General features: G+C 68.4%; 16 protein-coding genes. All 16 read right to left on the bottom strand.

Annotation, left to right across the window (positions count from 1 at the left end; translation table 11 throughout):
* Nucleotide 1 precedes the first annotated feature (1 nt).
* The gene (locus tag ACEPA4_RS19445; protein ID WP_065196795.1) at nucleotides 2–433 is read right to left on the bottom strand and encodes a thioesterase family protein; all 432 of its coding nucleotides are present in this window, start codon (nucleotides 431–433) and stop codon (nucleotides 2–4) included.
* The gene (gene hutH / locus ACEPA4_RS19450; RefSeq protein ID WP_139727997.1) at nucleotides 420–1,970 is read right to left on the bottom strand and encodes a histidine ammonia-lyase; all 1,551 of its coding nucleotides are present in this window, start codon (nucleotides 1,968–1,970) and stop codon (nucleotides 420–422) included. The genes ACEPA4_RS19445 and hutH overlap by 14 nt, the downstream gene beginning before the upstream one ends.
* Nucleotides 1,960–2,901 carry an acyltransferase gene (locus ACEPA4_RS19455; protein ID WP_374082920.1) on the bottom strand — a complete coding sequence of 314 codons (942 nt, stop codon included), beginning with the start codon at nucleotides 2,899–2,901 and terminating at the stop codon, nucleotides 1,960–1,962. Before ACEPA4_RS19455 ends, hutH begins: the two co-directional genes overlap by 11 nt.
* Before the next feature lies 1 nt (nucleotide 2,902).
* Nucleotides 2,903–3,673, bottom strand: a complete 771-nt coding sequence (locus ACEPA4_RS19460; protein ID WP_065196793.1) for a glycosyltransferase family 2 protein — start codon at nucleotides 3,671–3,673, stop codon at nucleotides 2,903–2,905.
* Nucleotides 3,663–5,348, bottom strand: a complete 1,686-nt coding sequence (locus tag ACEPA4_RS19465; RefSeq protein ID WP_065177837.1) for an AMP-binding protein — start codon at nucleotides 5,346–5,348, stop codon at nucleotides 3,663–3,665. Before ACEPA4_RS19465 ends, ACEPA4_RS19460 begins: the two co-directional genes overlap by 11 nt.
* On the bottom strand, nucleotides 5,341–5,892 hold the full coding sequence (locus ACEPA4_RS19470; protein ID WP_032954654.1) for a membrane protein: 552 nt from the start codon (nucleotides 5,890–5,892) through the stop codon (nucleotides 5,341–5,343). The genes ACEPA4_RS19465 and ACEPA4_RS19470 overlap by 8 nt, the downstream gene beginning before the upstream one ends.
* A 22-nt stretch (nucleotides 5,893–5,914) precedes the next feature.
* The gene (locus tag ACEPA4_RS19475; protein ID WP_005420312.1) at nucleotides 5,915–6,172 is read right to left on the bottom strand and encodes an acyl carrier protein; all 258 of its coding nucleotides are present in this window, start codon (nucleotides 6,170–6,172) and stop codon (nucleotides 5,915–5,917) included.
* Nucleotides 6,173–6,189: 17 nt separating this feature from the next.
* Nucleotides 6,190–6,447: a phosphopantetheine-binding protein gene (locus ACEPA4_RS19480; protein WP_005411610.1), complete on the bottom strand. Its 258-nt coding sequence runs from the start codon at nucleotides 6,445–6,447 to the stop codon at nucleotides 6,190–6,192.
* Nucleotides 6,434–7,231 (bottom strand): 1-acyl-sn-glycerol-3-phosphate acyltransferase, encoded by a 798-nt coding sequence (locus ACEPA4_RS19485; RefSeq protein ID WP_005420313.1) that lies wholly within the window; start codon nucleotides 7,229–7,231, stop codon nucleotides 6,434–6,436. The genes ACEPA4_RS19480 and ACEPA4_RS19485 overlap by 14 nt, the downstream gene beginning before the upstream one ends.
* Nucleotides 7,224–7,967, bottom strand: a complete 744-nt coding sequence (locus ACEPA4_RS19490) for a beta-ketoacyl synthase chain length factor (RefSeq protein ID WP_164092787.1) — start codon at nucleotides 7,965–7,967, stop codon at nucleotides 7,224–7,226. Before ACEPA4_RS19490 ends, ACEPA4_RS19485 begins: the two co-directional genes overlap by 8 nt.
* Before the next feature lie 216 nt (nucleotides 7,968–8,183).
* Nucleotides 8,184–9,197, bottom strand: coding sequence for a cytochrome d ubiquinol oxidase subunit II (gene cydB, locus ACEPA4_RS19495; protein ID WP_065177835.1), 1,014 nt, complete (start codon nucleotides 9,195–9,197; stop codon nucleotides 8,184–8,186).
* Between the two features lies 1 nt (nucleotide 9,198).
* Complete coding sequence (locus ACEPA4_RS19500; RefSeq protein WP_374082921.1) at nucleotides 9,199–10,596, bottom strand: cytochrome ubiquinol oxidase subunit I; 1,398 nt, start codon at nucleotides 10,594–10,596, stop codon at nucleotides 9,199–9,201.
* Between the two features lie 209 nt (nucleotides 10,597–10,805).
* On the bottom strand, nucleotides 10,806–11,021 hold the full coding sequence (locus tag ACEPA4_RS19505) for a hypothetical protein (protein WP_065196790.1): 216 nt from the start codon (nucleotides 11,019–11,021) through the stop codon (nucleotides 10,806–10,808).
* Nucleotides 11,018–11,662, bottom strand: a complete 645-nt coding sequence (locus tag ACEPA4_RS19510) for an RNA polymerase sigma factor (RefSeq protein ID WP_065177832.1) — start codon at nucleotides 11,660–11,662, stop codon at nucleotides 11,018–11,020. The genes ACEPA4_RS19505 and ACEPA4_RS19510 overlap by 4 nt, the downstream gene beginning before the upstream one ends.
* A 36-nt stretch (nucleotides 11,663–11,698) precedes the next feature.
* The gene (locus tag ACEPA4_RS19515; RefSeq protein WP_005414880.1) at nucleotides 11,699–12,028 is read right to left on the bottom strand and encodes a hypothetical protein; all 330 of its coding nucleotides are present in this window, start codon (nucleotides 12,026–12,028) and stop codon (nucleotides 11,699–11,701) included.
* A gap of 70 nt (nucleotides 12,029–12,098) precedes the next feature.
* Nucleotides 12,099–12,551: a hypothetical protein gene (locus ACEPA4_RS19520; protein ID WP_005420323.1), complete on the bottom strand. Its 453-nt coding sequence runs from the start codon at nucleotides 12,549–12,551 to the stop codon at nucleotides 12,099–12,101.
* Nucleotides 12,552–12,624: the final 73 nt, after the last annotated feature.

Raw genomic sequence — 12,624 nt, forward strand, 5'->3', positions numbered from 1 at the left:
TTCACGGCGCAGGCACTCCCAGGCGTTCCCACAGTACCGGCGGGCACTGGTACAGCATTTCCTTGCTGGCCGCGTCCACCGCGACCTGGATGGTCATCGCGCGGGTCAGCACCTGGCCGCTTTCCGCATCAAGGATCTCGTACTCGATCTTCAGCCGGTTCTCCCATTCCACGATGCGCGCAACCACGCGCAGCGCCTGGTTGAACAGCAGCGGGCGCACGTACTTCACCCGGGCATCGACCACCGGCCACAGGTAGCCCGATTCGAGCATCTGCGGGTAGTCGTAGTCATAGCGCCCGAGCAGCGCGCAGCGCGCGATCTCGAAGTACTTGAAGTAGTTGCCATGCCAGACCACGTTCATCGGATCGCAGTCATGGAAGGCGGGGGTCAGCGCAACCTCGCCGACCCGTTCGATGGCCTCATTCACCGGCATACAGCTCCCAACGTTGCGCGCGGATCTCCACCAGCAGTTCCCGCAGTTCGCGATCCAGCGCGCGGTCTTCTTCAACCAGGGCGATGCGCTGCCCCAGGTCGGCGTACATGTCGGCCAGACTGCCATGCAGCTGCGCGTTCAGGCCAACCCGTTCGCGCAGCGCCAGGCCCTGGCGGGCGGCGATCAGCATCGCGGCCACCACTTGCTCGGTCAGCTCGATCACGCGCAGGCAGTCGCGCGCGGCGATGGTGCCCATGCTGACCTTGTCCTGGTTGTGGCACTCGGTGGAGCGCGAAAACACGCTGGCCGGCAGGGTCTGCTTCAGCGCTTCGGCCGTCCAGGCCGACACGCTGATCTGCAGCGCCTTCAGGCCGTGGTTGATGGCCGCGCGCGGGCCCGTGGCCGCCGACAGGTTGGCCGGCAGGCCATGGTTGTAGCGGGCATCGACCACCAGCGCCAACTGGCGGTCGAGCAGATCGGCCACGTTGGCTACGGTGTTCTTCAGGGTGTCCATCGCCAGCGCGATGTGGCCGCCGTAGAAGTGGCCGCCATGCAGGATGCGCTCGCCATCGGCATCGATCAGCGGATTGTCGTTGGCGCTGTTCAGTTCGGTTTCGATCAGCTGGCGCAGGAACGGCAGGCTGTCCTCCAGCACGCCGATCACGTGCGGCGCGCAGCGCAGCGAGTAGCGGTCCTGCAGGCGCTGTTCATTGCGCGGCGGACGCTCGCTGTGCAGGTCGCTGCGCAGACGCGCGGCGATGCGGCCCTGGCCCGGATGCGGCTTGGCCGCGAACAGGGTTTCGTCGAAGTGGTGCGCGTTGCCGTCGCTGGCCAGCACGTTGAACGCGGTCAGGCGCGTGGCCATGCGCGCCAGGTAGTCGGCGCGCTGCCAGGCCAGGCAGGCCAGGCCGGTCATCACCGCTGTGCCGTTCATGATCGCCAGGCCTTCCTTCGGCCGCAGCTTCAGCGGGGTCATGCCGATCTTCGCCAGCACCTCGGCCGCCGGCTGCACGCGGCCATCGTGCAGCACCTCGCGCTCGCCACACAGCACCGCAGCCACGTACGACAGCGGGGTCAGGTCGCCGCTGGCACCGACCGAGCCTTCGGCCGGGATCATCGGCAGCACATCGTGCTGCAGCAGCGTGGCCAGGCCTTCCAGCAGCGGCACGCTGACACCGGACATGCCGCGCACCAGCGATGCCAGGCGCGCGGCCAGCACCGCACGGGTCTCGACCGGGTCCAGGTAGCGGCCCAGGCCGCAGCCATGGTAGGTGTACAGGTGGTGCGGCAGTTCAGCCACCAGTGCCGGCGGGATGTTCACCGTGCACGAATCGCCATAGCCGGTGGTCACACCGTAGATCACGCCATCCTCGCGCAGCAGGCGGTCAAGGAAGTCGGCACCGCGCTGGATGTGTGCGCGGAACGCCGGCGCGTCGCTCAGTGCGCCCTCGCACTGGCGCTGGGCCAGGGCAACCACGTCTTCGATGGTCAACGGTGCATCGCCAAAGCGGCACACGGGTACGGCGTCAGTCGTCATGCGGAGCCTGATCCCAGAAGGGGAAGAAATTGAACCAGTCCAACGGGGACTGGATGACCTGGAGTTCCAGCCAGCGCGCGAAGCGCTGTGCCTGTTCGGCAAGTGCCGCGTCGCGCGAGCCGCGCGGCAGCACGATGCGTTCGGCGAATTGTTCAAATGCCACGCGATAGCCCTCGCCCTGGTGCAGGCAGGCCATGGTGTAGACCGGGCAGCTCAGCGCCGCGGCCAGCACATAGGCGCCGATCGGGAATGGCGCGCGATGGCCGAGGAAATCGGCGGTGACGCTGCGGCCGCCCTGCACCGGCGTGCGGTCGCCGACGATGGCGACGAAGCCACCGGCCGCCACGCGCTCGGCCAGCATCACCGCGGTGGCCGGCCCCATTTCGGTCACCTGCACCAGCTCCACCGCCGCCAGCGGGTCCAGCCGCTGCAGCAGGCGATTGAAGCGCTGCGCATGCGCCGTATGCACCAGCACGGTGATGCGGAACCCCGGCACCTGTTCGGCCAGCACCTGGCACAGTTCCAGGCAGCCGATGTGCGCGGTGAGGATCAGACCGCCTTCGCGGCGCGCGATCTTCTGCAGCACCAGGTCGCGGTGCAGGTGAATACGGTTGGCCGGGTAGCGCCCGCCCAGGCCGAGGATCTTGTCCAGCATCGTGTCGGCGAAGGCGAAGAAGTGGCACAGGCTGTCGCGCCGGGTCGGCGCGCGGCCGAGCACACCGCTGTATGCCTGCAGCCGCTGCAGGTACTGCATCGAGGCCTGTCGCCCCACACGGTTGCCCAGCCAATGGCAGGCCACCACCGGCCACGCGCACAGGCGGAATGGCCAGCGCCCGAACCAGCGGTGCACCCAGCACAGGAACAGCACGCCGGCCACCGACGTCGATTCGCCGATATCGGCCCAGTGCGGGGCATCCTGCGCGGTCGCCATCTCAGCGCTGCCCCTGCAGGCGGCGCCACAGCAGCCGCGGTGCGCGCCAGAGCATGCCGAAGAACAGGCGGGTGTGCATGCGGCTGATGCGCACGTTGTCGCGCCACACATCGAAGTGCGACACGCCATCGGCGGGATAGGTCACGCGCGTGGCCAGGTGCTCGACCGGCAGCTGGCGCCAGTACAGGCGCACCATCACTTCAGTATCGAAATCCATGCGCCGGCCGATGGTCTCTTCACCGATCAGGCGCAGCACCGGTGGCAGTGGATACACCCGGAAGCCGCACATGGTGTCGCGCAGGTGCAGCGACAGCGTGTTGATCCAGACCCAGACGTGGGTGGCGTAGCGGCCATACAGGCGTGCCTTGGGAACACTGGCGTCGTAGGCCGGAATGCCGCAGATCACCGCGTCGGGATGCACACGCGCGGCCTCGATGAAGCGTGGCAGGTCAGCGGTATCGTGCTGGCCGTCTGCGTCGATCTGCAGCACGTGGCTGTAGCCACGCGCGCCGGCTTCAGCAAAACCGGCCAGCATCGCCCCACCCTTGCCCTGGTTGGCGTCCAGGCGCAGCAGGTCAACGCCCTGGCGCTGTGCCAGCGTGCGCAGCACCGCCGCGCACGCCTCATGCGAACCATCGTCGACCAACAGGCAAGGCAGGCCAGCGGCCTGCACACCGTCGACCACCGCCACGATGGCGTGCTCGTGGTCGTAGACGGGAATCACCACCAGTGGCGCGAACGCGGCACCGGCAACGGCCGGGTCAGTCCGCATCGGCGAAGACCACCTTGCCGCTGGCATGCACACCGTGGCTGGAGGTATAGCGGAAGGCCAACACGTTGCGTGCGGCATCCCAGTCCAGCTGCAGGGTCAACTCATCGCCGGGGCGGGCCACGTGCTGGAACTTCACCGCGTCCATGCGCAGGAACGCGCGCGGCATCGCAAATGCCTGGCGGCCGAAACGCATCGCCCAGTCCAACTGCGCAACACCGGGCAGGATCGCCGCCTGCGGGAAGTGGCCCTGGAACGGCCGCAGCGCCGGGTCGAGGGTCATGCGCAGCGTGGCGCTGGCGGCGTCGCGGCGGTCCCAGACCGGCACCGGCATCAGTGGCTGGAACAGCGCCGCCAATGCCGCCTGGGTCACCTTGCCCTGCGCGTTGATCGGCAACGCCTGCACCAGGCGCCAACGGCGCGGCCGGGTCACCGCGTCATGCGCATGCGCCAGACGCGCGCCCAGGCGTTGGCCCAGCGCACGGCGCGCAGCGTCGCCGCCCTCCAGCAGCGCCGGATCGGCCGGAACCACCACGGCGGCCAGCTGCTCGCGCTGCCCGGGCAGCACCAGCACGCGCACGTCATCCACTTCGGCGTCTTCGCGCAGCGCGCGTTCCAGCGCATCCAGCGAGACGCGGCGCTCTTCGATCTTGACGATGCGGTCGGCGCGGCCCAGCAGCCGGAAACGGCCATCGGCCAGGGCTTCCACGCGGTCCTGGGTGCGCCACCAGCCGGGGGTTTCCAGATGCGCCGAGGCCACCGCCAGGCAGCCGTCGTCGATCCGCCACTGCACACCCGGCAGCGGCTGCCACGGCGGCAGGTCGGTGTCCCAGCGGCGCCAGGCGATACCGCCGGTCTCGCTGCTGCCATAGACCTCGGTCGGGGCCACGCCCAACCACTGCCGCACGTGTCGCGCCGCGTCCTCCGGCAGCGGGCCACCGGAGGAGAACACCGCGCGCAGGCGGCCATGCAGGCTGGCCCAGTCGAGCTGCTCGGGCAGGCGCTTGAGATGGGCCGGCGTCGCCACCAGCACCGTGTCGGTACCGGCCAGCGCACCCACCAGGTCTTCGTGGAAGAACCGACGCGGATGGATCAGGCGGCCGGCGGCCAGCGGCCACAGCACGCGGAACAGCAGCCCGTAGATGTGCTGGTGGGACACCGTGCCGTGCACCTCCGCGCCATCCAGCTGCGCACCGAACGCGGCCTGCAGCGCTTCCACCTCGCGCGCCAGCTGGTCCAGGCGCTTGCCGATCGCACTGGGCTGGCCGGTGCTGCCGGAGGTGAACACGCACAGCTCGCAGGCGCGCTCGTCCAGCGCCTGCAGTTCGTCGTCCAGTGTGGCGTCCAGCGCCGCCAGCGGGCGGTAGTCGGCCGGTACGTCGCCCGCGAAACCGCTCACCTGCGGCTGCAGCGCCTGCAGCGTGGCCGGCAGGTTGTCAGCGGCCAGGAACACCCGCTTGCCGGCATGCCAGGCGCCGAACAGCGCCGCAGCGAAGGCCACGGCGTCATCGAAATACAGGGCCCAGTCGCGGCCTTCAGCCGCCGCAAAGGCGGCGCGCCAGCCCCGTACGCGCTGGCGGAAGCAGGCGTGGTCAACCATGTCTCCGTCGCACAGGCCGACGCTGCGCTGCGGCCGCGCCTCCAGCAGCAGCCGGTCCAGGGCAATCCACTCAGCCATGCGCGTGCGCCGCCTTCACCCGCCGCCGCACCAGCCACTCACCTGCGAACAACACGCCCATCATCACGTACGCCAACAATCCGTTGTAGAGCATCCAGACCCGGTCCGACGCGTACAGCGCGGTCAGCAGGGCCAGGCTGCCGTTGAGAACGAAGAAGCCACACCACACCTGGGTGACGCGGCGGGTATAGGCCACCGCGAACGGGGGCAGGTCCGGTTCCTGCAGCCGTGCCAGGCGCTCCACCAACGGCGGCCCGAAGCGCAGGCTGGTGCCGAACACCGCCAGCATCACCGCATTGACCAGCGCCGGGTACAGCTTCAGCGGCAGGGCCTGGTTGAGCACGGTGGCCAGCACCGCCAGCAGGCCGGTGCCGGCGGCGGCGGCCCACCACAACGGCTGGCGCGTGCTCAGCGCACGCAGCAGGGCCAGGGTGAACAGCAGCAGCGACAGCCAGCGCGGCTCGAAGCGGCCCATCGCCAGGTACACCAGCAGCGGGTAGGCAAGCGAAATCGCTGCCACCACGACGGTACGTGCGCGAGCCATGGCGAAGCCGCCGGCGCTGCGGTCAGGCGGCTGCCTGGTCCGGCAGCAGTCCATACACGACATCAACGATGTCCTGCACGGTGCGCACGGCCTTGAACGCTTCCGGCTGCAGGTTGCGGCCGAGCAGTGGCTTGAGCTGCACGATCAGGTCGACCGCATCGATGCTGTCGATGTCCAGGTCGTCGTAGAGCCGGGCCTCGGGGGTGATCCGGGCGGTTTCAATCTCGAAGCTGTCGGTCAGGATGCTGACGATGCGTTCGAACAGTTCATTCTTGGTCATGGCTATTCCTGGCGCCGTTACGACTGGCGGGCGGCGACGAACTCGCCGAGCGCGCGCACGCTGGAGAAATGGCGACGGGTTTCTTCCGAATCGGCCGAGAGGCTGACACCGTACTTCTTCTGCAGCGCCAGGCCCAGCTCCAGCGCGTCGATCGAATCCAGGCCGAGGCCCTCGACGAACAGCGGCGCGGTCGGATCGATGTCCTCCGGCGTGATGTCCTCCAGCGAAAGGGAGGAAATGATCAATTCCTTGATCTCGTGCTCAAGTGCTTGCACGGGGCGGATCTCCAGACAGGTCGAAATAACGAGAAAGGTGCTCGGTGACGCGGCGGGCTGCCAAGGCATCCCCCCTTGGCGAGTCGTCATCGGCCAGGAAGGGCGCGATCGGGATATCTTCGCCGATCTGCAGCCGAACGTGAAAGCGACGTGAGGGGACACGATACCACTTCTGTCCCTTGGTCAACGTGGGCGGGGTGCAGGTGATCCGCACCGGGGTGATGTCCAGCCGGCCACGGACGGCGATGTTGGCGGCCCCGCGCTGCAGCCGCGGCGGCTGGCCCGGCACGCTGCGGGTGCCTTCGGGGAAGATCACCAGGGTGCCGCCGGCGTGCACCGCCGCCACGCAGTCATCGACCAGGCCAGCGCCATCGTCATTGGAGATGTAGCCGGCCGCCCGCACCGGACCGCGCATGAACGGGTTGCAGGCCACGGCCCGTTTCACCACGCAATCGGCGTTGGGCAGCAGCGAGATCAGGCAGACCACGTCGATCAGGGTCGGGTGATTGGCCAGCACCAGCAAACCGTCGCGCTGCAGGCGTTCACCGCCCTCGATCTGGTAGGTCATCACCCCCAGCGCGCGCATCAGGCGCAGATGGCTGGCAAAGGCAACCTGAACCACCCGGCGCGCCCGGCGGCGACGGACCACCGGGTCGCGCATCAGCAGCAGCACCGGCATCACCAGCACGCCCAGCAGCAGGCCACCCATGCCGAATGCGGCAAAGCTCAGGCCGGTGCCGAGCACCCGCCAGGCATGATCGAGGCGGCGCAGCGCCTCAGCCACGGCGCGCCCAGTGCCAGCGCTGGCCGTGGGCCACGTGTTCCAGTGCCGGCGCGCCGGACAACAGGAACCGGTGCAGGTCCAGCGCGTGCGGCAGCGCGCCCGGGGCGGTGGCAGGGGCCTCCGGCGCCGCCTCCCACTGCAGGGAGAGGGTCGGCTGGCCCGGCATCGGCGCCGTCAAACGCCAACACCAGGCAAAGAACGGGTCGGGTTCGTCGGCGAACGTCGCGTAAATCTCGGGAAGGCGCGACTCATACACCACGACCCGAACTTCGCGGGCGCCATCGGCGAGCAGACCGGCCGCTTCCAGGCAGGCGGTTTCGACCGTGGCCTGGCCGGAAGCCAGCGCCAGGTAGTTGCCACGGTGGCCGCGCGCGATCGAGTACAACGCCGCGATCGCGTTGTGCACCGACAGGCCGAACCCCGTCGGTGACAAGGGCTGATCACTGGCCAGCGCCCCCAGCAGCTCCATCGAACGGGCCACGTCGCCGTGGCGGCTGGCGAACACCAGCGGGACCTGGTTGTCCGCCCCCTGCCCATCCTCGCACCAGCAGGCAGCCTGGATCGCCATCCGGCCCAGCCGCTCGATGCGGCGGCGCTGCATTGCCGGGATCTCGGCCAGCGCCGGCGTGTCTTCGCCAACCGGCGGATACGGCGCATCGGCCCAGCCCAGCCACTGGCTACGCTCGCTCAGGCCGGGCGCCCAGGCAGCCCAGTCGACGATGGAGAATTCGATCATTTAGCGAAGGTGCTTCAACGGGAGAACGATAGGCACGAGCCATTACGGCGACGCGCGGCGGCCCCCCAGTCCTGCAGCCGTGCGTCCGTCCAGGACGTCGCCGGCTGCCCCCCTGGCTGCCGGAAAGGAGCGCACGCTAGCACGTCCTGCACGGGGTGTGCAGGTTTCACATTCCCCAACACGGGAGCCGGCACCGGCGGCCCCCGCTTCAATCGATCAGTGGTAACCGGTATCGGCGTGCACCTTGCCGCGGAACACCCGGTACGACCACGCCGTGTAGCCGAGGATGACCGGCAGCAGAATGACCAGCCCGACCAGGGTGAAGCCCAGCGAGGAGGCCGGCGCGGCGGCCTGCCACAGGGTCATCGACGGTGGCAGCAGGTAGGGCCACATCCCCAGCACCAGGCCGAGGAAGCCAAGTACGAACAGGGCCAGGCTGAGCAGGAACGGCGGCAGGTCACGGCGCGGGTGGGTGGCACTGCGCCACAGCGCAGCGGCTACCGCCAGGGTCAGCAGCGGCACCGGCGACAGCCACCAGAAGTTGCCGTCGCTGAACCAGCGCGCCATCAACCGCGAATCGAGGAACGGCAGCCAGCTGCTGACCAGGCCCATCGCCGCGATCACCGCCACCACCAGCGGCCGGGTCATCTGCCGCGCCAGCGCCTGCACGCGCCCTTCGGTCTTCAGGATCAGCCAGGTGCTGCCCAGCAGCGCATAGCCGGCCACCAGCGCGGCACCGGTCAGCATCGCGAACGGGCTGAACCAGGCGAACGGCCCGCCCTGATAGACACCGTCCACCAGCGGGATGCCCTGCACCAGGGTGCCCAGGATCACGCCCTGGGCGAACGTCGCCAGCAGCGAACCGAGGCCGAAGGCCACGCTCCACAGCCGGCGTGACCGATGTGCCTTGAAGCGGAATTCAAAGGCCACGCCACGGAACACCAGCGCCACCACCAGCACCAGCACCGGCAGGTACAGCGCCGACAACAGCACCGCATAGGCCCTGGGGAAGGCCGCCAGCAGGCCGGCACCACCCAGCACCAGCCAGGTCTCGTTGCCGTCCCAGATCGGCGCGGCGGTGTTCATCATCAGGTCCAGCTGCTCCTCGTCCTCGGCGAAGGGGGCGAGGATGCCGATGCCAAGCACGAAGCCGTCCAGCACCACGTACATCAGCACGCCGAAGCCGATCACCGCGAACCACGCCACCGGCAGCCAGGTCATCAGGTCCATGTCAGCGCTCCTCCAGCGGTTCGTCGGCTGCCGACAGCGGGCGCGCCGGGGTGTGGCTGCCGTGGTCCAGCGACGGCCCTTCGGCGTAGGGCTGCGGTCCGTGGCGCAGGATCTTCACCAGGTACCAGATGCCCCAGCCGAACACGAAGGCATAGCCAACCACGTAGACACCCAGCGACAGCGCGGTCATCCACGCGCTCTGCGGGCCGACCGCATCGGCGGTGCGCAGCAGGCCATACACCACCCATGGCTGGCGCCCCATCTCGGTGACGAACCACCCCGACAGCAGCGCGATGAAGCCGCTGGGCAGCATCCAGTTCCAGCCGCGCAACAGCCATGGCGAATCGAGCAGCTTGTTGCGCCACAGCTGGAAGGCCGACACCCAGGCCAGCAGCAGCATCAGCGTGCCCAGCCCGACCATGATGCGGAAGGCAAAGAACACCGGCGTCACCGGCGGCCGCTCGCTGGCCGGTACCGCGGTCAGCGGGTCGAAGGTGCCGTCCAGGCTGTGGGTCAGGATCACGCTGCCCAGCTTCGGGATGGCCACTTCGAAATCGTTGCGCTCCTCCTTCTCGTTGGGCAGCGCGAACACCACCAGCGGTACACCCTCGCCTTCCCGGGTCTCATGCCAATGCGCTTCCACCGCCGCGATCTTCATCGGCTGGTGCTTGAGCGTGTTCAGGCCATGCATGTCGCCGACGAAGATCTGCACCGGCACGGTCAGCGCGGCGAATGCCACAGCGGCGATCAGCATGCGCCGGCCCGCTTCCACGTGCGTGCCCCTGCGCAGGTACCACGCACCCACGCCACCAATCACGAAACAGGTGGTGATGAACGAGCCCAGCGCCATGTGCGCGAGGCGGTAGGGGAACGAGGGATTGAACACCACCTGCCACCAGTCCACCGGATGCACGATGCCGTTGACCATCTCGTAGCCGGCCGGCGTGTGCAGCCAGCTGTTGGACGACAGGATCCAGAACGTGGAGAACAGCGTGCCCAGCGCAACCATGCAGGTGGACAGGAAATGCAGGCGCGGCGAGACCCGGCCCCAGCCGAACATCATCACGCCGAGGAAGCTGGCTTCCAGGAAGAACGCGGTCAGCACCTCGTAGGTCAGCAGCGGGCCGATGACCGTGCCGGCCACCTCGCTCAGCCGCGGCCAGTTGGTACCGAACTGGAAGGCCATGACGATGCCGCTGACCACGCCCATGCCGAACGACACCGCGAAGATCTTCTGCCAGAAGAAGTACAGCTCGCGCCACACGGGCAGCCTCGTGCGCAGCCAGCGCCACACGATAAAGGCCAGCCAGCTGGCCGTACCGATGGTGAAGGCGGGGAACAGCACGTGGAAACTGATGACGAATCCGAACTGGATCCGGGACAACAACAACGCGTCCAAGGGACGCCTCCTGCCTGCGACCGGTGGGATACCGGACCACTTTAGGAGGATTTCGTTAAGACGGGATGCGACCGGGTGACGCGCTGCTTCACTTTGTCGCAGGGGTCAACCGTTCTGGTAGCTGCCAACCTTGGTTGGCACACACGCCCAAACGCCGACCCAGGTCGGCCTCTACCCACCGCGATTGGAGCGGCCCCTTGGCGGGTGCCTCAGTGCCAGAAATACCAGGCCGCCGCAGCCAGCAGGGCGCCAAACAACAGCACCTGCACCACCACATAACCCACGCCATCGTCGCGCGACTCAGCGGCAATGCGCTTCTGCAGCGCCTCGCTCACATCCGGCGTGTCTTCCTGCTGCGCCTGCTCACGCAACGCCTGTGCCAGCGCGCGCGCTTCCGCATCGCGAGGGTCGGTCGGTGGGTTCACAGCAGCTCTCCGGCGGTGGCATGCCGCGTCAGTTCCTGCTTCAGGATCTGGCGCGCGCGGTGCAGGTGGCTCTTGATGGTACCGCGCGCCAGCCCGGTCACCTGTTCGATCTCGGCCAGATCGAAATCCTCCAGGTAATGCAGGCCGACGATCAGGCGCTGCGGCGGACTCAGCCGTTCCAGTGCCGCGCTGAGCTGGCGCCCGGCCTGTAGCGCCTCGCTCAACTCGGCGGGCCCGGGGCCTTCATCGCCGATGCCCAGTTCCTCCGGCGCCTCCACCGCCACCATCCACTGCGCCTCCAGTCGCCGCCGGCGCAGGTGCTGCAACGCCGTGGTGTAGGCCACCCTTGAGACCCAGGTGCGCAGCGAGGATTCAAAGCGGAACCGGTGCAGCTGGCGGAATACCGCCAGGAAGGTTTCCTGCAGCAGGTCGGCCACCTGGTCGCGGTCGCCGACCATCCGCCCGATCAGATGCGCGCAGGTACGTTGATGGGCCTGCACCAGCTGCGCGAACGCCGGTTGCGAGCCGTCGATTATGGCGATGACCAGGGCGCGGTCGTCGCCCGCGTCCAGCGAGGGCTCAACGCGGACATCGCGGCGGCGTCCCCGCCATGCAGCCAATGCTCCGCCCAGCAGGCTCATGCGCGGGGCGCCCCCTGTGCCCGTGGCATGCCTGCCTCAGCCCTTGCGCGCGGCAGGCCGGGTGAAGTGCCAGGCCAGCAGCTGGCCGAGGCCGGCACTGCCGACCAGCGCGGCAGCGGCACCAAAGGTCAGGTCGCGGGCCCCGATGGCTTCCAGCAGGGCCATGGCCAGGGCCAGGCAGACCAGGCTGATGCCCCAGCGCAACGCACCCTGGCGGCGGCGCTCTTCTTCCAGCACGGCCAGCGAGCGGATCACTTCCTCCGGTACGTGCGGGGCCACCAGCTTGCTGCGCGCGCGCGCATCGGCAATGGCATGGATCGCGTAGGCGATGCAGATGAATAGGGTGATCGGGATCAGTTCCTGCATGGTCGAGCTCCTGTTCGATGGATGATGCGGGTTCAGGAGAATGGATGCGCGACCACGGCAACCGGTTGCACTAGCTGTCCGCCGACGTTTCGCTGGCGCCGGTCGTGTCCGCCGGGTCGGGGAAATAGGTCTCCACCTGAAAATCCAGCTGCAGGTCCGTCATCAGCCGCAGCAACTGCGGATCCAGCTCGAAACCCGCCCATGCCGTCTTTCCAAAGATGCCAACACGCAGGCCGATCCCGGCCCCCTCCTGCAGCAGTTCCCTGATCACGTCGGCGCGTGCCCGCAGGAGATCGATCAACGCCGGCCAGGCATCCATCAGCCAACCGTCCTTTCCCCTCTGCAGTACGAACACCACGCGGGTCGCCGCATGAACCCGGATCAAGGTACCGTCGCGATCCCGATATCCGGTCCCGACATCACGGGAAAACGCCGGTTCCAGATCCAGCCGGGCGGCAATTCCGGCGCCGGCCTCTGTCGGGTGCTGCACGCCCAGAGAGATCCTGTAGTCGTAGCAGTACATATCGGTTCCATCCGAACGGAATGACCATCATGCCGCACACGCCGTCGCAGCGACCCGGGCGGTGCCTTTTTGC

Origin of the sequence: Stenotrophomonas sp. P2112 (genome assembly GCF_041897515.1) — a bacterium.
Lineage (GTDB): Bacteria > Pseudomonadota > Gammaproteobacteria > Xanthomonadales > Xanthomonadaceae > Stenotrophomonas > Stenotrophomonas sepilia.